Genomic DNA, 22,357 nt, shown 5'->3' with positions numbered 1-22,357 from the left:
GCTCTAGAATGTTGCAAAATATGTGAAATCAAAAAAAAATTGCCAATAGTGTCTCGTTGTTATCAAAAGATAACTGTAACTAAAGACAACACGACAAAAGAGAAATATACTGTTGTAAATGAGCGGAAAACTTGTGTTTCCGATCGGCAATGACAAATAGCAACGGTACGTGTACATTTATGTGTTGTGAGGCGACAATAAATGGTACTATACGGAAATAACTTGTAGTTTTAACAGTGAATTGCGCGTGGCGCGTTTACAAAGGAATGAAAATGCGAACTGCATTTGAGACGTGGGCACAGAAGGACGGACACATCGTCCGCCGCCGTGAAGACAAGCCGGATGAATATCTGGTCTTCGAAACCCAACGCCGCTGGGTAATCTGGCAGGCGGCGCTGGAACATGGCAAGACGCCGGGCGGCCGCAAGACCGCCGCGCAGAAGGAGGCGGCAGCCATCGAGAAAGCCAAGGCCGCCGTGCAGCGTCCACCGGTGATCAACCCGGACGAGGCTGCGGTGCGTAACCAGGTGCTGAACGAGGTGCTCGATGCCTTCTCGACGCTGGGCGGCGAGCGCGGCATGGACGATATCCTGAAAGTGGTGCAGGGTCTGAAGAAGAAGCAGCAGGAACAGGCGGAAGAGCGCGCTGTTGCCGAGGCGCCGGTACGTCATAACGCCTGATACCGCGCATGCGCTTCAAGCATTACAAGGGTGGTCTCTACGAGCTGGTGTGCGAGGCCACCCTGGAATCCGATCTCAGCACCATGATCATCTATCGCGCCGCGAACGGTTCCGTCTGGGCCCGGCCGAAAGATGTGTTTTTCGAAGTAATCGAGGTTGATGGCGTAAAAGTGCAACGCTTTACGCCTCTTGATTGAGCAAATAGAACCGCTTGCGGGCTGCTACACTGGTCTGACCCACTCATCCTGAGGCAGACCATGTATTTTCGCCCCGCTGCAGCGTCGACCGCGTTGTTGACCGTGCTGGCCATGTTGGCCGGCTGCGCTTCGCTGACTGAATCCACCCAACAGAACGTGCTGGTGCAAACCGTGCTCGATCATCGCGAGATCGGCGGGGTCGGCTGCGTGCTGTACAACGACGTCGGCAAATGGTTTGTCACGACGCCGGCGCGCGTCACGCTGCGCAAGAGCGCCGGCGCGCTGCGCATCGACTGCGCCAAGGACGGTACGGCCTGGGCCTACGAGAAGGTCGATCCCAAGGTGAACGGCAATCTGTGGGGGAATGTGGTGCTGACGGCGGGTGTCGGCTATTTCATCGACAAGAACACGGGGGCGGGCTACGACTATCCGTCGACGCTGACGGTGGTGATGCACCCGGCTGCGGAGCGCGATGCGCTGCCGCCGCCGGCTGCAGGGGTCACACTTTATTAACTACGACCGATCAGGAAGTTAGACAGCAGTGGTACCGGACGGCCGGTGGCACCCTTTGCGCCGCCCGATTTCCAGGCGGTGCCGGCGATGTCCAGGTGGGCCCAGGTGTACTTGCGGGTGAAGTTCTCCAGGAACGCCGCCGCCGTGCACGACGCGCCGCCCGGCGTGCCGATGTTGGCCAGGTCGGCGAAATTGGACTTCAGCTGCTCGTTGTACTCCTCGCCGATCGGCAGGCGCCATGCGGTGTCGCTGGAAGCCTTGCCGGCGGCGATGATTTCGTCGGCCAGCTTGTTGTGGACCTCGTCGTCGCGCGTGAACAGGCCGCTCTTGTGGTGGCCAAGGGCGACGATGCAGGCGCCGGTCAGCGTGGCGATGTCGATCACTGCGGCCGGGTTGAAGCGCTCGGCGTAGGTCAGCGCGTCGCACAGCACCAGGCGGCCTTCGGCGTCGGTGTTGAGGATCTCGATGGTCAGGCCGTTCATCGACGTGACGATGTCGCCCGGCTTGGTGGCGCGGCCGGAAGGCATGTTCTCGCACGAGGCGATCACGCCGATCACGTTCAATTTCAGGTTCATCTCGCCGATGGCGCGGAAGGTGCCCAATACCGACGCGGCGCCGCCCATGTCGTACTTCATCTCGTCCATGCCGGGGCCGGCTTTCAGCGAGATGCCGCCGGTGTCGAAGGTGATGCCCTTGCCGACCAATACCACCGGTGCATCCTTCGGTTTGCCACCCATGTGCTTGATGATGATGAACTTCGGCGGCTGCTCGCTGCCGTTGGTCACGGACAGGAAGCTGTTCATCTTCAGCGCTTCCAGCTGCTTGCGGTCCAGCACTTCAACGTCGAACTTGTAGTCCTTGCCCAGTTTTTTCGCGGTGTTGGCCAGGTAGGTCGGGGTGCAGACGTTGGCCGACAGGTTGCCCAGCTCCTTGGTCAGGTCGACGCCGTTGGCGATCGCCACGGCCTGGGCCAGCGCCAGCTTGGTGCCGGCGTTGCTGGCCACGGCCAGCGCGATTTTCTTCACGCCGCTCGCCGCGGGATCCTTCTTCGATTTCTGCCCGTCGGTGCGGAACACGCCTTCATGGGCGCTTTGCACCACGCAGCGGATCGCCCAGTTGACATCGCGCTCTTTCACTTCGGTCATCGGCAGTGCGATAATAGCGTCGCTCGTGCCCAGGGCCGAGAAAGCCTTGAGCGCCGCGGACACGCCGCTGGCAAAGCTTTTCTCGCTGACGGCATCGTCGCTGCCCATGCCGACCAGCAGCACGCGTTCGGCCGATGCGCCCTTCACGCCGCGCAGCAGCAGGGTGGTGCCGGCTTTGCCGGAAATGTCGCCGGACTTGAGCGCAGCCGTGATTTCACCGGAGCCGTCCAGCGCCTTGGCGGCCTGCGACAGCTTCTTGTTCTCGAAGACGGCGACGGCGACTACGCCGGCCTTGGCCGAGGCGATGGTGTTTTTTGTGTCGAATGCTTTTATGCTAAAGTCCATTTGATTCTCCGTGTCGTGTACGAATTGCCAGCCTGTTTATCAGGCTGTTATTTAATCTTGTGGCCCCGTGATGGGCCCTTAACTACCGAATTATAACTTTCGAATGATCTTTCAACGCGCCCTACGACGTGAAATGACCAGTGCCGCCGGCGCTACTTTCACGGTGCTGTTCAGTATTAGCGTTACCTGGACCTTGATCGGTGTCCTCGGCAAGGCCGCCGGCGGCAAGGTCGCCTCCAGTGACGTGGTCGCGCTGATTGCCTTTGCAGCCTTGAATTATCTGCCAACTATCATCATCCTCACCAGCTTTATTTCGGTGCTGATGGTCGTCACGCGCAGCTATCGCGATTCCGAGATGGTGGTGTGGTTCGCTTCCGGCTTGAGCCTGACCCGATGGATAGCACCGGTGCTGACCTTCGGCCTGCCGCTGGTGCTGGTGACGGCGGCCCTGAGCTTTGTCGCCACCCCGTGGGCGCAGCAGAAAAGCTCCGAGTACGTGGAGCGTTTCGAAAAGCGCGAGGACCTGCAAAAGGTTTCGCCGGGCCAGTTCAAGGAATCGGCGTCGGCCAACCGCATTTTCTTCGTCGAAGGTGTGGCCGGCAAGACGGCCGTGGTGCAGAACGTATTTGTCAACACGGTCGATGAACACGGCACCGCCGTCATCGTCGCGCGCGAAGGCGTCATCAATGCCGGGCCGAAAGGCGAGCGCTATCTGGTGCTGAAGAACGGCCGCCGCTACCAGGGTACGCCGGGGCAGTCGGATTTCCAGACCATGGAGTTTGAAAGCTACAGCATGCGCGTGACCAACCAGAACCAGGAACTGGACGCCGAACGCAATATCAACGCGGTGCCGACGATGCAGCTGTTGAACGACAAGAGCAGCTTCGCGCAGGCCGAGATCCTGTGGCGCATCGCGCAGCCGATGACCTGCCTGGTGCTGATACTGCTGGCGATTCCGCTGGGCTTCGTCAATCCGCGCGCCGGCAGTTCCGCCAACCTGATTATCGCGCTGCTGGTCTTCTTCAGCTACAGCAATGTGGTCAAGCTGGTCGAGGCCAGCGTCAAGCAGGGCAAGTCCACGTTCGGCATGGCGTGGTGGCCGCTGCACCTGCTGGTCGCGCTGCTGGTGCTGGGCTTGTTCGCCTGGCGCCTGAACCTGAACCACCGCTACCATCCGCTGGCGCTGCTGGCGGGACTGAAGCGCTCGCGCGCCGCAGACAAGAAAGCCGTATCGCCATGAAAATCCTGCAACGCTATTTCGCCGTCTCGATCCTGCAGGCGGTTGCCTTTGTGCTGGTGGCCTTCCTGGCGCTGCAAGCCTTCATGGACCTGACCGGCGAACTGCCGTCGGTGGGCAAGAACGGCTACGCGATCCAGTATGCCTTCCTGTACGTGCTGGTGCAGCTGCCCGGCCACGTGTACGAGGTGATGCCGCTGGCGGCGCTGATCGGCACCATCTACACGATGGCGCAGTTTGCGGCCACTTCCGAATTCACCATCATGCGGGCGTCGAGCATGTCGACCGGGATGGTGGCGTGGATGCTGGCCAAGATCGGCGTGGTGCTGGTGATTATCACCTTCATCTTCGGCGAACTGGTGGCGCCGCGCACCGCGCCGCTGGCGGAGAAAATCAAGCTGAGCGCACGCGGCGCGGCGATTTCGTCGGAGTTCCGCTCCGGCCTGTGGACCAAGGATATCGTCAAGTCGGACGGCATGAGCGGCACCGTGACCGGCTCGCGCTTCTTCAACGTGCGCCAGGTGAAGCCGGACGGCACGCTGATCGACGTCAAGCTGTATGAGTTCGACACCAACTTCCGCCTGCGCTCGATCACGCTGGCCAAGACCGGCACCTTCAAGGGCAACAACAACTGGCAGTTGCAGGACGTGACGGAAAACCTGTTCACCAACCCGGCGCTGCTGAAGCCGGGCAGCGAGGCCAACCTGGCCAACAACTTCGCCCAGGACACCAGCCTGATCGAAACCCGCCACAGCGCCAGCAAGGACCTGCTGTCAGAGGTCACGCCGAAGATCCTGTCGGTGGCCGGCTCCGATCCGGACCGCATGTCGGCCAATGAGCTGGCGGTCTACACCCGCCACCTGCAGGAGAACAAGCAGGAAACCGAGCGCTTCAAGATCGCGTTCTGGAAGAAGCTGTTCGATCCGCTGGCGATCTTCGTGCTGATGGCGCTGGCGCTGCCGTTCGGCTACCTGCACACGCGCAGCGGCGGCGTGAGTCTGAAGATCTTTGTTGGTATCATGATCGGTGTCAGCTTCCTGCTGGTGAACACGCTGTTCTCTCACCTGGGCTTGCTGAGCACCTGGCCAGCGGTCATGACGGCGATCGCACCGAGTTTATTGTTCCTGCTGCTGGCGCTATGGGCCTTGTGGTGGGTGGAGCGGCACTAGATGGTTGAAACGATGAGCAAGCAGGCCCTGGTTTTGTTCGCGCACGGCGCCCGCGCCGCATCGTGGGCCGCGCCGTTCGAGCGGCTGCGCGACCTGACCCAGCCACGCATGCCGGAAGTGCGCGTGGCGCTGGCCTTCCTCGAGTTGATGACGCCACGGCTGCCCGAGCTGGTGGCCGAGCTGACCGCCGGCGGCGTCACTCGCATCACCGTGGTGCCGGTGTTCCTGGGGCAGGGCGGCCATGTGCTGCGCGACCTGCCGCTGATGGTGGAGCAGCTGCGCATCGATTATCCGCAGACGACCATCGACGTGGTCGAGGCGGCCGGCGAGAACGCGGCCGTGCTCAACGCGCTGGCCGACTACTGCGTGGCCTCGCTGTCAGCGCACACGCCGCCAGACTGACAGCGGTATGTAGCCGTCCGGCCTGGCCGGCACGCGGTAGCTGAGTTCATCGCCGTTCAATTCGTAGCTGCGCTTCTGCTGCGTTCCCTCCCAATTTGAAAAAGCCGCAGTGGCGATGCTGAAGGTCAGCGTGTGTGCCTCCTTGTCGATGGCCACGGTGCCGAAGTGCGCGCTCGAGCCCATGATGGCCGCTTCGAATTCGGCCGGCGTGCCGGTCTTCTTGTCGCCGCTGGCAAAGCGCGGCCGGTCGGAGCGGTAAATCTGCACCGTGTACCGGCCCTGCGCATCGATCATCATCAGGCCGGCCGGCGCATCGCCGTAATCGCGAATGCGCACGCCGTCGGGCCGTATCAGGTCGGCGGCGACCAGCGTCCAGGTGCCGGCCAGCGGAAAGTCGGGCGCCGGAGCCGCCGTTGCTTGCGTTGCGGGCACCCACATGACGAGACAAAATAATCGGTTCAGCAGTTTCATGGCAATCTCCTTATTAGCGGTGCGGCCACGATAGCTGCTTCTGCGCTTGAACGAAATTGGCAAAAATCGTGCAATATGTGTGCATAATTGCACAATGAACCAACCTGACTGGGACGACCTGCGCCACTTCCTGGCCCTGCACGACGCGGGCACGCTGACGGCCGCCGCGCGTTCGGCCGGCGTCGAGCACACCACGGTGGCGCGGCGCATCGATGCACTGGAAACCGCGCTGGCGGTGAAGCTGTTCGACCGCTTCCCCAAGGGCTGGTCGCTGACGGCCGCCGGCAAGGCGCTGGTGCCGCATGCGCGCCAGATGGAGTCGGGTCTGCATGGACTGCTGCGGGCGGCCAGCGGCACGGCCGCGTTGAGCGGCAAGGTACGGGTTTCCGCGCCGCCGGCATTGGCGGCCTATTTACTGGCGCCGCGCCTGAAGGCGGCTGTGCATCGCTTGCCGGGAATAGAACTGGACTTGCGCGGCGAGGCGCGCGAAACGGACCTGATGCGGCGCGAATCGGATATCGCCCTGCGCTTCAGGCGTCCCACCGCGCCGGGACTGGCGGTGCGGGCGCTGACGACGGTGCACTATCGCCTGTATGCCAGCGCCGCCTACCTTGAGGCGCGCACGCCGGAGCAATGGGAGTTTGTCGGCTACGATGAGCTGATGCAGGACACGCCGCAGCACCAGTGGCTGGAGAAGATACGCGGCGGGCGCCGCTACTGCCTGCGCTCCAACGACCTGGGGGCCCTGTTCCAGGCGGCGCAGGCCGGCTGCGGCGTGGCGGTGCTGCCCGAATACTTCTTCGGCATCCAGCGTGGCGACCTGGTGGCCATCGACACGCCGGCCTGCCCGGTCAAGCGCAAGCTGTGGATCGTCATGCACGAGGACGTTCGCCGCGCCGCGGCGGTGCGCGCGGTCGCCGACGAACTGATTGCCCTGTTCATCGCCTGAACCTGATCGGCCGCACAGCATGTAAAGCTTGCTTGACAAGCCGCCGCCTTCACGTCATAGTAAAGCATGCTTTACATCACAAGGAGGTCCAGATGGTCTACACTAAATTTTCGCGTAGTGCGGTAAGTGCAATTTTATGGAGTCAGTGGGCATATTGGTGTGCCTTGGGCGTGGCCATTTGGGCATACATTGCTATGCCAAAAGGTAATATCCGCGATTGCCTTGTGATTGCACCCATAGCGCCGGGGATGCTGATTTTTGCGGTGAGCTATTGGCTCTACCAATCATCCGATGAGTATGTAAAACAGCGGACGTTACAAGCGGCAACGCTCACCGCCATTACGGTAGCGATGCTATCCATGATTTACTTTTTTCTTGAGCTGCTAGGCTTCCCAAAACTCAGCATGATGTGGGTGCATATCATCGGCTGGAGTCTATTCAATGTTCAGATGCTCAGGTTGTGGTTCGAGGCAAAATGAAGAACATACTTCCGCAACTCCGTGCTCAGCAAGGTTGGACACAAGGGGACCTCGCGACACGCCTGGGGGTGTCACGACAGTCCGTGAATGCAATTGAAACTGAACGCTATGAGCCCAGCTTGGCGCTGGCGTTTTCCATCGCCGAGCTATTCGCAATGCGGATAGAGGACATTTTTCTATTCAATCGAAAAGCCGGTGGTGGCGCCTAGGGACGAAGTCATCGTCCGCCGCGCGGCACCAGCTTGATTTCGTATACCTTCGGCCACAGCTTGCCGGTGACGAACAGGCGTTTCTTCTCGGCGTCGTAAGCGATGCCGTTCATGACGTTTTCGCCGGTCGGTCCCTTGCCGGCGGCAGGATAGAGCTTGCCCAGATCGATCCAGCCGGTGATCTTGCCGTTGGCCGGGTCGATGCGCGCGATGGTGTTGGTGTGCCACAGGTTGGCGTAGATTTCGTCGCCGACCACTTCCAGCTCATTGACCTGGTCGACCGCGATGCCGTCCGCCGTCACCTTGACGCGCCGCACTTCGAGGAAGGTTTTCGGATCGAGGAAGCGCAGCGTAGCGGTGCCGTCGCTCATGATCAGCTCCTTGCCGTTCTGCGTCAGGCCCCAGCCTTCGCCGGGGTAGGCGAACTGGTTGCGCAGCTCGAAGGTCTTCAGGTCGAACACGAAGCCGGTCTGGGTTTGCCAGGTCAGGCCGACCAGCGTGTCGTTCCACACCGTCAGGCCTTCGCCGAAGTACTGCGGCGGTATGTCCTTGCTTTGCAGGACCTTGCCGGTTTCCAGGCTCACCTTGCGGATCGACGATTTGCCGTTCAGGCCCGTGCTCTCATACAGGAAGCCGTCGCGGTACAGCAGGCCCTCGGTGAAGGCTTGCGGATCGTGCGGGTAGGTGTTGACGACCTTGAAATCGTAGGTCGGAATCGCCGCCAGCACGCTTGCCGGCAGCAGGGCCAGGATCAGCAAGGCCTTTGCGTAGTTCTTTTTCACTATTCAGTCACCGAATTTTGTAGTTCGACCATGGCGTCCAGCGTTGCGCCGGGGGCGGCCAGTTCCGCCTCGACGCAGGCGCGTGCTTCCGCCGACCGCACCAGCGACGCCGCCTGTGCACGCGCCGCTTCCGCCGCAGCAGTATCGCCGCAGCCGGCCAGCAAGTCCAGTACCAGTGCGAGTTCGGCGCTGTAGTTGAAGACTTCGGCCAGCAGGTCGGCCATGCCGGCGCCGGTCAGCAGGTCCAGGCCCTGGACGCTGGCATCGAGATGCGCCGCGGCCTCCGCCAGATGGCGCTGCGGATCGGGCAGGAAGCGGCGCGCCAGCGCGAAGTCGCCGCAGGCCATCAGCGAGGGAAGGGCCGCGCGGGCGCATTGCTGCGCGAGGTCCTCGGGCAGGCGCAGGAACAGCTGGTAGGTGTTTTGCAGGTCGCCCAGCTTGTCGTTGATGGCGCGGATGTCGTTGAACAGCGCCGCCTTGTCGCCGGCGGGGGCGGCGCCCAGCAGTTCGCTGGCGGTGTCGCGGGCGTGGACCAGCGCGTGGCGGGCCGGCAGGTATTCCTCGGCCAGCTTGGCCCAGGCGCTGAGGACGTAGGAGAGGCGCAGCGCCGCGTCGTCGCCGGCGGCGGTGGCGTCAAACAGCCAGATGTAGTCCCGCAGCGCGGGTTCGAAGTCGCCTTCGGAATGGGCGCTCCAGGCGCGCTCCAGCACTTCGTGAACAGAGTCCATTGCATCCTCGATGAGAGTGAACGGACATTCTATTACGGAAAGCGCCGGGTCAGGCTCTCAGTTGTTGCTGGCCGGGGAGGGGGGCTTGCGCGTCGTCGGTTTGATGCGCGCGTGGCTGCATGGCGTCGCCCAGCATCACCAGCACCGGGCCGTGGGCCGCGCCCAGACCCTGCGCCAGCGTGGCGATGGTCATGCGGCGGATATGCTGGTCGGCGCGGCTGACGTTTTCGATGACGACCACCGGCGTGTCCGGCCGGCGGCCATGCGCCAGCAGGCGCTCGGCCGTGGCGATGGCTTCGCGGCCGCCCATGTACTGCACCAGCGTGTCGGTATCCGGAATGGCGTCGTGACCGGCGTGTTCCGGCGCGGTGGAGGAGGTGAAGAACGCCACGCTGCGCGCCACGCCGCGCTTGGTCAGCGGCTGTTTGCTGGTGGCGGCGGCGGCCAGCGCGGTGGTGATGCCGGGGACGACTTCCACCTCGATGCCGGCTTCCTCCAGCGCGCGCAGTTCTTCGTCGGCGCGGCCGAACAGCATCGGATCGCCGCCCTTGAGGCGCACCACCAGCGGGAACTTCCTGGCGTTGTCGATCATCTGCTTGTTGATGAACTGCTGCGCGGTCGACAGCTGGCCGCAGCGTTTGCCGACCAGGATTTTCTCGGCTTGAGGGCACAGCTCCAGCATCTCGTCGGTCACCAGCGCGTCGTGCAGCACCACGTCGGCTTGCGCCAGCAGGCGCGCACCGCGCAGTGTCATCAGGTCCTGGGCGCCGGGGCCGGCGCCGATCAGGTAGACTTTTCCGTGAGTTGCCATCGCTGTTTCCTCTTGCCGTTACTCGCCGAGACGGATCATGCCCGCCGCCACGGTCTGGTGCGTGACTTCGTCGATCAGGATGAAGGCGCCGGTCGCGCGGATGTCGGCGTAGGCGTCGGCGGCCAGCGGCTGCTGCACGGTCAGGCCGATGCGGGCGATGTCGTTCAGTTTCAGGCCGTCGGCGGCGTGGCGCTGCTGGGTGTTGATGTCCAACAGCGAATCGATGCCGGTGATCTTGGCCGAAGTCTGCTTGGTGCCGTGCTTGATCCAGTACTTGCGGCGCTGGTCCAGCGGCTCGTCGGACATCCAGCAGACGTCGGCCTTCAGCGTCTTCAGCAAGGTCGCTGGCTGGGCGGCGCCGGCCAGCAGGTCGCCGCGCGAGATGTCCAGGTATTCGTTCAGCAGCAGCGTGACCGACTGGCCCACCACCGCCGATTGATGCGAGCCTTCCAGCGTGACGATGTCCTTGACGGTCGCGCTCTGGCCGGACGGCTGCACCACCAGCTTGTCGCCGACGGAGACCTTGCCGGCTTCGATGCGGCCCATGTAGCCGCGGAAGTCGTTGGCTTCGTGACCGTTGTGGCGCGCCACCAGCTGTACCGGGAAGCGGAACGGCGCGTTGTGCGATTCGTCGTACACGGACAGCGATTCGAGCAGCTCGATCAAGGTCGGGCCCTTGTACCAGCTCAGCTTCTCGCTCTTGTCGACGACGTTGTCGCCGGTCAGCGCGGACAGCGGAATCGGCGTGATGTCCTTCAGGCCCAGCGTGCCGGCGAACTCGCGGTAGGCCTTGATGATGCGGTCGTAGGTCGCCTGGTCGTAGTTCACCAGGTCCATCTTGTTGACGGCGACGACGATATGCTCGATCTGCAGCAGGTGGGCGATGGTCGAGTGGCGCTTGGTCTGGATCAGCAGGTCCACGCCGCCGTCCTCGCGCAGCTTCACTTTCGAGACGTCGATCAGGATGATGACGGCATCGGCGGTCGAGGCGCCGGTGACCATGTTGCGTGTGTACTGCTCGTGACCCGGCGTGTCGGCGATGATGAACTTGCGCTTGGGCGTGGCGAAGTAGCGGTAGGCCACGTCGATGGTGATGCCTTGTTCGCGTTCGGCTTCCAGGCCGTCGGTCAGCAGCGACAGGTCGACGGCGTCGCCGACGGTGCGCTTGTGCTTGGAGCGCGACATGGCGTCCAGCTGGTCGGCGAAGATGCCTTTGCTGTCGAACAGCAGGCGGCCGATCAGCGTGGATTTTCCGTCGTCGACGGAACCGGCGGTGATGAAACGCAGCAGGCCGCGTTCGGTCAGTTGTTCAGTGGTGTTGTCGTTGCGAGCGTTCATCAGAAGTATCCTGCTTTTTTGCGTTTTTCCATCGAGGCTTCGGAGGTTTGGTCGTCCATCCGGGTGGCGCCGCGTTCGGTGATCTGCGTGATCGCGGTTTCGGCGATGATCTGATCGACCGTCGCCGCGTCCGAGGACACGGGGCAGGTGCAGGAGATGTCGCCGACGGTGCGGAAGCGCACCACTTGCGTTTCGACAGTCTCGCCTTCGCGCGCCGGCGTCAGGTCGGTCAGCGGCACCAGCAGGCCGTTGCGCGGAATGACCTTACGTTCGTGCGCGAAGTAGATCGGCGGCAGTTCCAGTTTTTCGCGGGCGATGTACTGCCACACATCGAGTTCGGTCCAGTTCGAGATCGGGAACACGCGCATGTTCTCGCCCGGATGGACGCGGGTGTTATACAGGTCCCACAGTTCCGGGCGCTGCGACTTCGGATCCCATTGGCCGAATTCGTCGCGGAAGGAGAAGATGCGCTCCTTGGCGCGGGCCTTCTCTTCGTCGCGGCGGGCGCCGCCGATGCAGGCGTCGAAGCCGTGGGCGGCGATGGTTTCGAGCAGCGTGACCGCCTGCGCGGCGTTGCGCGAATCGGTCTGCGGATTGCGCAGGCGCACGGTGCCTTTCTTGATCGAGTCTTCGACCGAGCCGACGATCAGGCGCTCGCCCAGTTCGGCCACGCGCTTGTCGCGGAAGGTGATGACTTCTTCAAAATTGTGGCCGGTATCGACGTGCACCAGCGGGAAGGGGAATTTGCCGGGGCGGAAAGCCTTCTCCGCGATGCGCAGCAGCACCACCGAGTCTTTACCACCGGAGAACAGCAACGCGGGGTTGCTGCACTCGGCCGCCACTTCGCGCATGATGTGGATCGCTTCCGATTCCAGGGCGTCGAGGTGGCGCGAATTTACGTGCACGTTGTTTTCAACTAAAGCGTTCATGGACTAGCCTATTCTTTTGAGGGGGCTTACGCCGCCACGGATTTAATGCGTATCAGTTTGCCGTCAACCATGTGCAGGCCGCATTCCTTCGATTCCGGATTCTCCCACCACCAGCGCCCGGCGCGCACATCCTCGCCCGGCTCGATGGCGCGGGTGCACGGTTCGCACCCGATCGACGGGTAACCCTGATCATGGAGTGCATTATATGGCACGCCGTTGTTGCGGATGTAGTTCCAGACGTCTTCCTCCGACCAGTCGGCCAGCGGATTGAACTTGGTCATGAAGTGCGCCGGATCGTCCTCCTCCACCATCAGCGAGGTGCGGGTGGCCGATTGCGCGCGGCGCTGGCCGGTGACCCAGGACTTGTTGCCGGCCAGGGCGCGGCCCAGCGGCTCGACCTTGCGGATGCGGCAGCATTCCTTGCGCATCTCGACGCTGTCGTAGAAGGCGTTCAGGCCGTTCTGCGCGACGTAGGCATCGACCGCTTCGGGCTGCGGCTTGTACAGCGCGATGTCGTAGCCGTAGTGCTCCTTCACCTTGTCCACCATCGCCAGCGTTTCCTTGTGCAGGCGGCCGGTTTCAAGCGAGAAGATGCCGATATCCAGTTTGGATTTCAGGATCAGGTCGGTCAATACCATGTCTTCCGCCGCCAGGCTGGAGGCGAAGACGGCCGGGCTATGTTCGCTGGCGATGCGGGCCAGCGTGGCGCTGGTGTCCGCAATCAGCTTGCTCAGGTCACTCATTGTTGCTCCTGTCAGATGCCGTAGCCGTCGTTGTTTGCGCCGGCGCCGACGCCGACATTGCGGGCATGGCGGCGGAACAGCGGCACTTTCTGGTCCACCGATGCTTGGTAGGTTTCCGAGAAATCGGACAGGCCTTTCAGCGCGTCATGGATGCTGCGGTCCGGGCGCGTGGCGTAGGCGTTGAAGCCGACGCGCTGCATCGAGAACAACTGGTCGCGCAGCACGTCACCGATGGCGCGCAGTTCGCCGGTCCAGCCCAGGCGGGTGCGCAGGTTGTAGGCGATCGAGTAGCCGCGGCCGTCGGTGAATTTCGGGAAGTCGACGGCCACCACGGCCAGCTTGGCCAGGTCGTCCTTCAGCGTTTCCGGACGCTCGTCGGGGGCGATCCAGACGCCGATCCCGCCGGCGGCGGCGCGCGCGGCCAGCAGCTCGCGCTGCACCAGCCACAGGCTCAGCGGCACGATGAATTTACCTTCCGGGACGGACACGGTGGCCGGGTCGTGCTTGGGCGCGCCGTCGACCGGCTCGGCCAGGCGCAGCACCTGCCAGTCGTCCTCGACGACTTCACGGCCCTTGATGATCAGGTTTTTCACGGCTTCAGACATATTCATCCTCTCCAACCAGGCGGCCACCTTTTTCGGTGATCGGCGTGGCGTACACATGTTCCTTGAACGGCGCGATGCCCAGGCGCTGCGCGCAGGCGGCGAACGATTCGTCTTCATAGCGCTCGCGCACATAGACCTGCAGCAGGCGGTCGATCACTTCCGGCATTTGCAGCGCGGAGAACGACGGTCCGATGATCTTGCCGATGGCGGCGTTGTTACCTTGCGAACCGCCGATCGACACCTGGTACCATTCGCTGCCGTCCTTGTCGACGCCCAGCACGCCGATGCTGCCGACGTGGTGGTGGCCGCAGGCGTTGATGCAGCCGGAGATATTCAGCTCGATCTCGCCGATGTCATGCTGGAAGTCGATGTTGTCGAAGCGCTCGGCGATGGCGGCGGCGATCGGCAGCGACTTGGCGTTGGCCAGCGAGCAGAAGTCGCCGCCGGGGCAGCAGATCATGTCGGTCAGCAGGCCGATGTTCGGCGTGGCCAGGCCGTGCGCCTTGACTTCCTGCCACAGCGTGAACAACAGCGACTGCTCGACGTCGGCCAGCACGATGTTCTGCTCGTGCGTGACGCGCAGTTCGCCGAAGCTGTAGCGGTCGGCCAGCTCGGCCATGAAGTCCATCTGTTCGGCGGTGGCGTCGCCCGGCGGCACGCCGGTTTTTTTCAGCGACAGCACGACCGCCGCGTAGCCCGGCTGCTTGTGCGGCTTGACGTTGCGGTTGACCCAGTTGGCGAAGGCCTTGTTGCCCGCCTGGGCGGCGGTGACGTCGCCGTCGTCCAGCTGCTTGTAGGCGGGTGGCTGGAAGTAGTCGATCACGCGCTGCATCTCTTCGACGGTCAGCGTTTCAGGGCCGTCCTTCAGGTCCGCCCACTCCTCTTCCACCTGGCGCGTGAATTCCTCGACGCCGATGGCTTTCAGCAGGATCTTGATGCGGGCCTTGTACTTGTTGTCGCGGCGGCCGTACTGGTTGTAGACGCGCATCACGGCTTCGGTGTAGGTCAGCAGGTGCTGCCATGGCAGGAACTCGCGGATCACGCTGCCCAGGATAGGGGTGCGGCCCATGCCGCCGCCGGCCATGAACTTGAAGCCGATCTCGCCGGCGTCGTTGCGCACCACGGTCAGGCCGATGTCGTGCACGGCGATGGCGGCGCGGTCTTCGACAGCGCCATTGATGGCGACCTTGAATTTACGCGGCAGGGCGATGAATTCCGGGTGGAAGGTCGACCACTGGCGCAGCACCTCGGCGTACGGACGCGGGTCGATGATCTCGTCGGCGGCCACGCCGGCGTACGGATCGGAGGTGGTGTTGCGGATGCAGTTGCCCGAGGTCTGGATGGCGTGCATCTCGACCGAGGCCAGGTCGGTCAGGATGTCCGGCGTCTGCTCCAGCTCGATCCAGTTGAACTGGATGTTCTGGCGGGTGGTGAAGTGGCCATAGCCGCGGTCGTACTTGCGGGCAATGTGGGCAAACATGCGCATTTGTTTCGATGCCAGCAGGCCGTAAGGCACGGCGATGCGCAGCATGTAGGCGTGCCGCTGCATATATAAGCCATTTTGCAGGCGCAGCGGCAGGAATTCGGCTTCGGTCAGCTCATCGGACAGGCGGCGGCGCACCTGGTCCCGGTACTGGGCGATGCGCTCACGCACGATGAGATGGTCGTATTGGTCGTATTGATACATATTCTTCCTAGATAGTCGCTTGCTAGAATCCCCAAACTAGCGCTAATAGTAATAAACTTCGTCTTTATTCCATACGACTTAGTCTTTATTTGCTTATATAAGGATTGGGCATAAGCATGGACGCTAATAATTTATGACGGGCCACGACTAGCAATGAACCTTCACCAGCTGCGCTTTGTGCGCGAGGCAGTACGCCAGAACTACAATTTGACCGACGCCGCCAAGGCGCTGTTTACCTCGCAGCCGGGCGTGTCCAAGGCGATTATCGAGCTGGAGGAGGAGCTGGGCGTCGATATCTTCACCCGCCACGGCAAGCGGATACGCGGCCTGACCGAGCCGGGACGCCTGGTGCTGGAGTCGGTGGAGCTCATTATGCAGGAAATCGACAGCCTCAAGCGCATCGGCAAGGAATACGCGGCGCAGGACAGCGGCAGCTTTACCATCGCCACCACACACACGCAGGCGCGCTACACGCTGCCCAGGGTGGTGCAGGCCTTCATGCTGAAGTTTCCCAAGGTGCGCTTATCTTTATTGCAAGGAAATCCGCAGCAGATCGCCGAAATGGTCCAGCGCGACCAGGCCGACCTGGCCATCGCCACCGAATCGATCGCCGGCATCAGCGGTTTGATCACCTTGCCATGTTATCAATGGGAACACGTGGTGGTGGTGGCGCCGGACCATCCGCTGCTGAAATCGCGGCAGGTCACGCTGGAAGAAATTGCCGCTTTCCCCATCATCACGTACGATAGCGCCTTCGCCGGCCGCAGCAAGATAGACCACGCGTTTTCGCTGCGCGGCCTGAAGCTGGACGTGCTGCTGGAAGCCATCGACGCCGACGTGATCAAGACTTATGTGGAGTTGGGCATGGGGATTGGTATCATAGCGGGCATGGCGTTTGACTCCGAGCGCGACAAGAACCTGCGCGCCATTCCGGTAGGCCACCTGTTCGGCATGAACGTGTCGCGGGTGGCGGTCAAGCAGGGCGCCTACCTGCGCAGCTATATCTACACCTTTATTGAACTGCTGGCCCCCACGCTCAACCGCAAGTTGATCGAACAAGCCATGAGCGGTGAAAAAGAGCACTACGAATTGTAAAATTAGAAAGCAATACCATGATCACCAACCAGTTGGCACAATTTTATGCCGTCAACGCCGACAATTACGACCAGGTCTACGCGCAGGAAGAGCGCTTCGACGACCTGGATGACCTGCAGGAAATGGTCGCCGAGCTGTTCCAGGGCCACAAGGTGCTGGAACTGGCCTGCGGCACCGCTTACTGGACCGATTTGATCGCCGAAGTGGCCGAATCGGTGCACGCCACCGATTTGTTGCCGGAAATGATAGCGCTGGCGGAGACGCGCGGCCTGGACGAGGACGTCGTCACCTTCGGCGTGATGGACGCGTTCAACCTGCCGGACGGCCTGGAAGGCCAGTACACCGCCGTGTTTGCCGCCGGCCTGTGGTCGCACGTCAAGCGGGAGGACCAGGAAAAGTACCTGAAGACGCTGCGCGCCAAGCTGGGCAAGGACGTGCTGCTGGTGCTGATCGACGAAACTTATGTGGATGGCAACAGCATGGTGTTCGCCCGCACCGACATGGAAGGCAATACTTTCCAGATCCTGACGGCCGACGACGGCCAGCGCTATGAAGTGATGAAAAACTACCTGACCGACAGCACGCTGCGCAAACGCTTTGCGGCGTCGGCGCGGCAGATCCGCGTCGAGCGGCTGGAATATTACTACCTGCTGAGCTGCCGGCTCAAGTAAGCAGGCGAGCAAGCCAATTCACGAAAAGCCGCGTCCTGCGGCTTTTTTTTCATCTTGATGTCGATTTACAACAAATGGCCAATGTCACATTGTTGAAGTAATTGATAGGCATGATTCCGCCCGTAGATTCATTACATGCAGTATTTCTTCCAACCTCAAGTAGAGAACATCAAGTGAAAAAACTTACTCTGGTAGCAATGATCATCGGCGGTTTCGCAGCCCAAGCCCAAGCTCAATCGAACGTCACGATCTACGGCCTGGTCGATGCAGGTATCGTAAGCGAGCGCGGCGGCGCTGCCGGCTCCGTGACCAAAGTCACCAGCGGCATCGGCAGCCAGTCGCGTCTGGGCTTCCGCGGTACCGAAGACCTGGGCAACGGCCTGTCGGCCATCTTCACCCTGGAAACCGGCCTGAAAGTGGACGACGGCTCGCTCGACAACAGCAACAGCGCCCTGTTCAACCGCCAGTCGTTCGTCGGCCTGAAATCGAAAGAAGCCGGCACCTTGACCCTCGGTCGTCAATACACCATGCTGTACAACGCCATGAGCCAGGTCGCCGACCCATTCGGCGCCGGCTACGCAGGCAGCATCAAGAACTTGTTCCCAGCCGCCGGCGCGAACACCCGAACCAGCAACGCCATCGTCTACGCCACCCCGTCGTATGAAGGCTTCAGCGCCGAAGGCCTGTACTCGCTGGGCGAGCAGGCTGGCAGCACCACCGCCGGCCGCCAGTTCGGCTTCGGTCTGCTGTATGGCCAGGGCCCGCTGAACGCCCGCCTGGTGTACAACAACCGCAACAACGACACCGCTGCCGTCGGCGCCACTCCCGCCAAGCTGCAGGACACCGGCCGCAACACCCTGTTCGCGATCAATTACGACTTCCAGGTTGTTAAGGCTTACTTCGCTTATGGCGCGGACAAAGGCGTGAACAGCGCGGCCCTGCCAGTGGCTAACGCCTACGGCTACACCGTTGCTCCCAAGGCCAGCCTGGACAGCAACGATCTGCTGATCGGCGTGCAAGTGCCGGTTGCACCTAACGGCACCATCATGGCTTCGTACATCCGCAAGAACGACAAGACCGTCAACAACCAGGACGCCGACCAGTGGGCGCTGGGCTACTCGTACGCCATGTCCAAGCGTACCAACATGTACGTCGCATACGCCAAGATCAAGAACAAGAACGGCGCCGGCTATACCGTTGGTAACAACAACGAAGCTGGTTCCGGCGACAAAGCCTTCAACGCAGGCATCCGTCACTCGTTCTAAGCTGGTTCAGGCGAGGCTTTCCTGAGGCAGCGGCAGGCGGATCATGATCCGCGTGCCGTTGTCGCTGACGATGGAGATGTCGCCATGCAGCGCCCAGACGCGTTCGCGCATGCCGATCAGGCCGAAGGACGAGGCCTTGTCCATGTCCTTTTCGGCGATGCCGCGGCCGTCGTCATGTATCGTAATCTGCAGCATTGAATCGGTGCGGTATAGCGACAGCACGACGCTGCGCGCTTCCGCGTGGCGGGTGATGTTGGTCAGCGCTTCCTGCGCAATGCGGAAGATGGCCGTGCTGTAGGCGTCGTCCAGTATCAAATCCTCTTCGTTCGCGTCCAGCTTGCAGGCGATGCCGTAGCGCGAGACGAATTCCTGGCGCAGGCTTTCCAGCGCAAAATACAATCCTCCCTCATCGAGCGCGCGCGGCCGCAGGTTGCTGGCGATGCGGCGCAGCGACGTGATGGCCGACATCAGCAGCTCGTCCATGCCGGCCTGCAGCTTGCGCGCCGTGTCGCTGCCGTGCTGCTGCTGCAGCAGCGCCAGGTCGACGCGCAGGGTAGCCAGCAGCTGGCCGAGATCGTCATGCAGCTCGCGGGCGATGTGCTTGCGCTCCTCTTCCCGTATGGTCTGCAGCGCCGCCGACAGCTCGCGCAGCTGCGAATACGATTGCTCCAGCTGCTCCTGCACCTGCTTGCGTTCGGTAATGTCGCGCAGGATGATGGTGTAGATCTGGTGGCCGTCTTCCCTTAGCGAGGAGATCGAGCCTTCCAGCGGAAAGTGCTGGCCGCTGGCCTTCTGGCCGGTCACCGCGTAGTCGCTGGCGCGGCGGCCCTTCATGCGCAGCCGGATGCCGGTGGCGCCAAAATAGTGGACGGCGTTCGGCTCGCTGGTGGCGCGCTGGTCGCGCGGAATGTAGCGATGCAGCGGCGAGCCTTCCATCGCCTGCACGGTGGTGCCGAACATGGCGGCGGCCGATGGGTTGGCCTGCAGGATGTGCTGGGTTTCATCGGTGGAGATGATGGCGTCGCTGGCGTGCTGGATGATGCCGCGGCTGCGCTTGTGCGCGGCCGCATCGCGCGCGCATTGCCAGCCCATGCGCCACGACAGGCGGGTGGCCAGTGCAACGAGGCCGGTAAGCAATAGCAACGATCGGGTGCGGCCCATAATGCGCGTCTCCATACGGCCGGGAGACCGCGTGGTCACACACTAAAGCAAGCGCGGGGGAGGGGCTTGATATGACGCAAACGCCCTGTGGCGTTTGCATTTTCGACTCGGCTTCGGATTACATCTGCTTGAACAGGTGCAGGAAACTGCGGCTGACTTCCAGCTTGTCCGGCTTGCCCTTGATCATGACCAAGTGGCGGCCGCGGATATCGCGCGTCACGCCTTCGATGGCGTTGACGTTGACCAGCGTGGCGCGGTGGATTTGCCAGAACAGCGCCGGATCGAGCTCCTCGGCCAGGTCGCGCACCGGCTTGCGGATCAGCGCTTCGTAGCGCTCGGTCTGCACGCAGGTGTATTTTTCGTCGGAGCGGAAGAACAGGATTTCCTCGACCGGTATCATGCGCAGGTCCTGGCCGATGCTGGCCTGTATCCATTGCAGGTATTGCGGCTTGGGCGCGGTGATCTTCTCGGCCAGTTGCGACAGCATCGCCGTCACGCTCGCGTTGACGTCGGTGGCCGGCTTGCTCAGGCGGGTCTTCAGACGGTCGACGGTGATCTGCAGCCGCTCCTGCTCGGGCGGTTTCAGCACGTAGTCGACGGCGCCGCGCTCGAAGGCTTCCACCGCGTAGGCATCGTAGGCGGTGACGAACACGATGTGGCTCTTGGCGCCGATGACGGTGGCTGCTTCCATGCCGGTCTTGCCCGGCATGCGGATGTCGAGGAAGGTGAAGTCCGGCTTCATCTGGTCGACCAGTTCGATCGCTTCGTCGCCATTCTTGGCTTCGCCGATGATTTCCAGCTCGGGCCAAACCTGGCCCAGGCGCATGCGCAGTTGGTCGCGCATCAAACGTTCGTCGTCGGCAATGATTGCTGTAGGCATGTGGGTGTGTTCTGCAATGTTAATTATTCAATCAATTATTCAACGAATCGCTGTAATAATCAATCTATCTTATTTGGACAGCTGATACGGCACTTCGATCGTTGCGATAACGCCGCTTGGGCTGTTGGCCGCGATCAGCAGTTGGCCCTGGTCGCCGTGCAGCAGTTTCAGGCGCTCGCGGATGGTCATCAGCCCCAGGCCGGTGCCGTCGCTGGGCACCGCGCCGAAGCCGAGGCCGTTGTCGGTGACGATCACGCGCAGCTTGTTGTGGGCGACGTCGGCGCGCACTTTCAGCGTGCCGCCCTCCGGTTTGGCTTCGAGGCCGTGCTTGATGGCGTTTTCCACCATCGATTGCAGCATCATCGGCGGGAAGGCGGCGGTGCGCAGGCCGTCCGGGATGTCGAAATCGACGGTCAAGCGTTCTTCCATGCGCATTTTCAGCAGGTTCAGGTAGGCCAGCACCATGTCGGCTTCGCGGCCGAGGTTGGTGATCAGCGCGTTGTCGCGCATTTGCGGCAGCACCGCGCGCAGGTATTTGATCAGGCTGCGCTGCATGGCGGAGGCGCGCGGCGGATCGGTTTCGATCAGGTGTTCGACCGAGGCCAGCGTGTTGAACAGGAAGTGGGGCTCGACCTGGGCCTGCATCATCTGCATCTTGGCCTCGCTCAGCTGGCGCTGCATGGATTCGCGTTCGACGGCGGCGTTGGCGGTCAGCGTTTCCGCTTCGGCGCGTTTTTTGCCGCCCATCAGCGCCTTGGTGCCGAACAGCGCGAGCACCAGCAGCGAGACGAAGCTCTTGAACCAGGTGGAGGCTTGGCGGTGGTAGCGGGTGACCTTCTGCTCGGCGGCGTCGTCGACGGCCTCTTCAATTGCGTTCGACAGTTCCTCACCGATTTGCGGCGGCAGGTCGATGTGGACTTCTTCGCCAGGCAGCGTCGGCAGGGCGGGGACGGCTGGCGTCGCAGGCTTGGCGCCCTTGGCCGGAGGCGCGGCCGGAGCGGCCGGTGCCACCGGTGCCACGCCAGCCACTTCGGCCGGTGGAGCCACTGGCGCGACCGGGGCTTCGCCGTTGTCATCGCTGCTGGAGTCGGATTTTTCGCTCTTGTCGGTCTTGTCGGCATCCTTGTTGCGCAGCTTGCCGCGTGGATTGAAATGGATGCCGCTGTCATCGATCAATATATTGGTGTCGCCATTTTTGCGTTTCCCCGGTTTGTCTTTTTTGACGATGACTTCTTCGTCCGAGTTGGATGAGAACAACTCGTCCTGCAGGATGGAGCCGGCTATCAGCGTCAGCACCGCAAACACCAGGAATTTCCACCACGACAGCTGGGTAACCCAGGTCGCGGTCGTATCGAAGCCGCGGTGCAGCCAGGCGCCGGCGGTTTTCAGGGTGTCTTGCGTTTTAGGCATAGGAAACATGTAAGACTTTCACTCTTGAGTACGAAGCAAGTGTAACGAGTTTTTTGATGATGCAACTGTACTGATTAGCGTCAGCGCACGCCATGCTATTGCGACAGTCTGCAAGAAACGCGGAGTGGACGGCACAAGATGGGGAACAGAAAATAAGTGAGGGGGAGGGGTTGACGATATTCGCGATGTCCCCCATAATCTCATTTCTCTGCTGCGAACAAAACGATTCGTAAGCAAGCAGTACCGAACAAAGTTCTTTAAAAATTAACAGTCGATAAGTGTGGACGTTTGATGGAAGTGCACACGAAACCTTCGGGTTTCGTGAAACTTAAAAAATATCAAATGTTCACAAGAAGTAATGAAATAGGCGCTATGAAAATAGTGGCCTGTCAGTATTTTGAGTGAGCGACCCGTCAGCAATGACGGTGCCATGAAAATGGCAAAGTAACAGAGATT

At 61.9% G+C, this 22,357-nt stretch carries 25 protein-coding genes; 12 read left to right on the top strand and 13 right to left on the bottom strand.

Going from position 1 to position 22,357, the window contains the following annotated elements; all coding sequences use genetic code 11:
- Nucleotides 1-272: 272 nt before the first annotated feature.
- From ACCD07_RS15495 to ACCD07_RS15485, 3 genes are read left to right on the top strand one after another with little or no spacing between them, the layout of a single operon-like run.
- On the top strand, nucleotides 273-680 hold the full coding sequence (locus ACCD07_RS15495) for a hypothetical protein (protein ID WP_176655197.1): 408 nt from the start codon (nucleotides 273-275) through the stop codon (nucleotides 678-680).
- An 8-nt stretch (nucleotides 681-688) separates the two neighbouring features.
- Entirely contained in the window at nucleotides 689-877 is a 189-nt protein-coding gene (locus ACCD07_RS15490) for a DUF1653 domain-containing protein (protein WP_353404299.1), read from the top strand.
- Between the two features lie 60 nt (nucleotides 878-937).
- Entirely contained in the window at nucleotides 938-1,390 is a 453-nt protein-coding gene (locus ACCD07_RS15485; RefSeq protein WP_176655199.1) for a hypothetical protein, read from the top strand.
- Here ACCD07_RS15485 and ACCD07_RS15480 read toward each other — a convergent pair.
- Complete coding sequence (locus tag ACCD07_RS15480; protein WP_413447859.1) at nucleotides 1,387-2,880, bottom strand: leucyl aminopeptidase; 1,494 nt, start codon at nucleotides 2,878-2,880, stop codon at nucleotides 1,387-1,389. The two genes, ACCD07_RS15485 and ACCD07_RS15480, sit on opposite strands and share 4 nt — an antisense overlap.
- Before the next feature lie 103 nt (nucleotides 2,881-2,983).
- Here ACCD07_RS15480 and lptF point away from each other — a divergent pair, with 103 nt between their 5' ends.
- From lptF to ACCD07_RS15465, 3 genes are read left to right on the top strand one after another with little or no spacing between them, the layout of a single operon-like run.
- Complete coding sequence (gene lptF, locus ACCD07_RS15475; protein ID WP_413447858.1) at nucleotides 2,984-4,120, top strand: LPS export ABC transporter permease LptF; 1,137 nt, start codon at nucleotides 2,984-2,986, stop codon at nucleotides 4,118-4,120.
- A complete protein-coding gene (gene lptG, locus ACCD07_RS15470; protein WP_353404302.1) occupies nucleotides 4,117-5,286 on the top strand; it encodes an LPS export ABC transporter permease LptG in 1,170 nt (389 codons plus the stop codon). Before lptF ends, lptG begins: the two co-directional genes overlap by 4 nt.
- A 12-nt stretch (nucleotides 5,287-5,298) precedes the next feature.
- Nucleotides 5,299-5,688 carry a sirohydrochlorin chelatase gene (locus ACCD07_RS15465; RefSeq protein WP_413447900.1) on the top strand — a complete coding sequence of 130 codons (390 nt, stop codon included), beginning with the start codon at nucleotides 5,299-5,301 and terminating at the stop codon, nucleotides 5,686-5,688.
- Here ACCD07_RS15465 and ACCD07_RS15460 read toward each other — a convergent pair.
- The gene (locus tag ACCD07_RS15460; protein WP_413447857.1) at nucleotides 5,665-6,159 is read right to left on the bottom strand and encodes a lipocalin-like domain-containing protein; all 495 of its coding nucleotides are present in this window, start codon (nucleotides 6,157-6,159) and stop codon (nucleotides 5,665-5,667) included. The two genes, ACCD07_RS15465 and ACCD07_RS15460, sit on opposite strands and share 24 nt — an antisense overlap.
- 94 nt (nucleotides 6,160-6,253) lie before the next feature.
- Here ACCD07_RS15460 and ACCD07_RS15455 point away from each other — a divergent pair, with 94 nt between their 5' ends.
- The 3 genes from ACCD07_RS15455 to ACCD07_RS15445 all read left to right on the top strand — a co-directional run bounded on the left by ACCD07_RS15455 (nucleotide 6,254) and on the right by ACCD07_RS15445 (nucleotide 7,796).
- Nucleotides 6,254-7,108, top strand: coding sequence for a LysR family transcriptional regulator (locus ACCD07_RS15455; protein WP_413447856.1), 855 nt, complete (start codon nucleotides 6,254-6,256; stop codon nucleotides 7,106-7,108).
- A 92-nt stretch (nucleotides 7,109-7,200) separates the two neighbouring features.
- Nucleotides 7,201-7,587: a hypothetical protein gene (locus ACCD07_RS15450; RefSeq protein ID WP_413447855.1), complete on the top strand. Its 387-nt coding sequence runs from the start codon at nucleotides 7,201-7,203 to the stop codon at nucleotides 7,585-7,587.
- Nucleotides 7,584-7,796 (top strand): helix-turn-helix transcriptional regulator, encoded by a 213-nt coding sequence (locus tag ACCD07_RS15445; protein ID WP_176655206.1) that lies wholly within the window; start codon nucleotides 7,584-7,586, stop codon nucleotides 7,794-7,796. Before ACCD07_RS15450 ends, ACCD07_RS15445 begins: the two co-directional genes overlap by 4 nt.
- Before the next feature lie 8 nt (nucleotides 7,797-7,804).
- On the opposite strand, the gene ACCD07_RS15440 is transcribed toward ACCD07_RS15445, so the two are convergent.
- Genes ACCD07_RS15440 through ACCD07_RS15405 form a run of 8 tightly spaced genes read right to left on the bottom strand, consistent with a single transcriptional unit; the run spans nucleotide 7,805 to nucleotide 15,419 of the window.
- Entirely contained in the window at nucleotides 7,805-8,578 is a 774-nt protein-coding gene (locus ACCD07_RS15440; RefSeq protein WP_413447854.1) for a glutaminyl-peptide cyclotransferase, read from the bottom strand.
- Nucleotides 8,578-9,306 carry a hypothetical protein gene (locus tag ACCD07_RS15435; protein WP_353404312.1) on the bottom strand — a complete coding sequence of 243 codons (729 nt, stop codon included), beginning with the start codon at nucleotides 9,304-9,306 and terminating at the stop codon, nucleotides 8,578-8,580. The genes ACCD07_RS15440 and ACCD07_RS15435 overlap by 1 nt, the downstream gene beginning before the upstream one ends.
- A gap of 49 nt (nucleotides 9,307-9,355) precedes the next feature.
- Complete coding sequence (cobA, locus tag ACCD07_RS15430; protein WP_413447853.1) at nucleotides 9,356-10,117, bottom strand: uroporphyrinogen-III C-methyltransferase; 762 nt, start codon at nucleotides 10,115-10,117, stop codon at nucleotides 9,356-9,358.
- Nucleotides 10,118-10,135: 18 nt separating this feature from the next.
- Nucleotides 10,136-11,455, bottom strand: a complete 1,320-nt coding sequence (locus ACCD07_RS15425; protein WP_353404314.1) for a sulfate adenylyltransferase subunit 1 — start codon at nucleotides 11,453-11,455, stop codon at nucleotides 10,136-10,138.
- Entirely contained in the window at nucleotides 11,455-12,384 is a 930-nt protein-coding gene (cysD, locus tag ACCD07_RS15420) for a sulfate adenylyltransferase subunit CysD (RefSeq protein WP_413447852.1), read from the bottom strand. The genes ACCD07_RS15425 and cysD overlap by 1 nt, the downstream gene beginning before the upstream one ends.
- A gap of 26 nt (nucleotides 12,385-12,410) precedes the next feature.
- The gene (locus tag ACCD07_RS15415; RefSeq protein ID WP_353404315.1) at nucleotides 12,411-13,127 is read right to left on the bottom strand and encodes a phosphoadenylyl-sulfate reductase; all 717 of its coding nucleotides are present in this window, start codon (nucleotides 13,125-13,127) and stop codon (nucleotides 12,411-12,413) included.
- A gap of 11 nt (nucleotides 13,128-13,138) precedes the next feature.
- Nucleotides 13,139-13,732 (bottom strand): DUF934 domain-containing protein, encoded by a 594-nt coding sequence (locus ACCD07_RS15410; protein WP_353404316.1) that lies wholly within the window; start codon nucleotides 13,730-13,732, stop codon nucleotides 13,139-13,141.
- Complete coding sequence (locus tag ACCD07_RS15405; protein ID WP_413447851.1) at nucleotides 13,725-15,419, bottom strand: nitrite/sulfite reductase; 1,695 nt, start codon at nucleotides 15,417-15,419, stop codon at nucleotides 13,725-13,727. The genes ACCD07_RS15410 and ACCD07_RS15405 overlap by 8 nt, the downstream gene beginning before the upstream one ends.
- Before the next feature lie 153 nt (nucleotides 15,420-15,572).
- Here ACCD07_RS15405 and ACCD07_RS15400 point away from each other — a divergent pair, with 153 nt between their 5' ends.
- From ACCD07_RS15400 to ACCD07_RS15390, 3 genes are all read left to right on the top strand, one after another.
- Nucleotides 15,573-16,514 carry a CysB family HTH-type transcriptional regulator gene (locus ACCD07_RS15400; RefSeq protein WP_176655215.1) on the top strand — a complete coding sequence of 314 codons (942 nt, stop codon included), beginning with the start codon at nucleotides 15,573-15,575 and terminating at the stop codon, nucleotides 16,512-16,514.
- Nucleotides 16,515-16,531: 17 nt separating this feature from the next.
- Nucleotides 16,532-17,185 (top strand): class I SAM-dependent methyltransferase, encoded by a 654-nt coding sequence (locus ACCD07_RS15395; protein WP_176655216.1) that lies wholly within the window; start codon nucleotides 16,532-16,534, stop codon nucleotides 17,183-17,185.
- Nucleotides 17,186-17,382: 197 nt separating this feature from the next.
- Nucleotides 17,383-18,450, top strand: a complete 1,068-nt coding sequence (locus tag ACCD07_RS15390) for a porin (protein ID WP_413447899.1) — start codon at nucleotides 17,383-17,385, stop codon at nucleotides 18,448-18,450.
- A 6-nt stretch (nucleotides 18,451-18,456) separates the two neighbouring features.
- Here the strand turns inward: ACCD07_RS15390 and ACCD07_RS15385 are convergent, their stop codons facing one another.
- From ACCD07_RS15385 to ACCD07_RS15375, 3 genes are all read right to left on the bottom strand, one after another.
- Nucleotides 18,457-19,611: a PAS domain S-box protein gene (locus ACCD07_RS15385; protein WP_176655217.1), complete on the bottom strand. Its 1,155-nt coding sequence runs from the start codon at nucleotides 19,609-19,611 to the stop codon at nucleotides 18,457-18,459.
- A gap of 118 nt (nucleotides 19,612-19,729) precedes the next feature.
- Nucleotides 19,730-20,491, bottom strand: coding sequence for a LytR/AlgR family response regulator transcription factor (locus ACCD07_RS15380; protein ID WP_413447850.1), 762 nt, complete (start codon nucleotides 20,489-20,491; stop codon nucleotides 19,730-19,732).
- 69 nt (nucleotides 20,492-20,560) lie between these two features.
- On the bottom strand, nucleotides 20,561-21,910 hold the full coding sequence (locus ACCD07_RS15375) for a histidine kinase (RefSeq protein WP_176655219.1): 1,350 nt from the start codon (nucleotides 21,908-21,910) through the stop codon (nucleotides 20,561-20,563).
- Between the last annotated feature and the right edge of the window lie 447 nt (nucleotides 21,911-22,357).

Origin of the sequence: Duganella sp. Dugasp56, assembly GCF_047304105.1 — a bacterium.
GTDB classification, from domain to species: domain Bacteria; phylum Pseudomonadota; class Gammaproteobacteria; order Burkholderiales; family Burkholderiaceae_D; genus Rugamonas; species Rugamonas hordei.
This window is presented reverse-complemented; position numbering and strand designations above follow the sequence as displayed.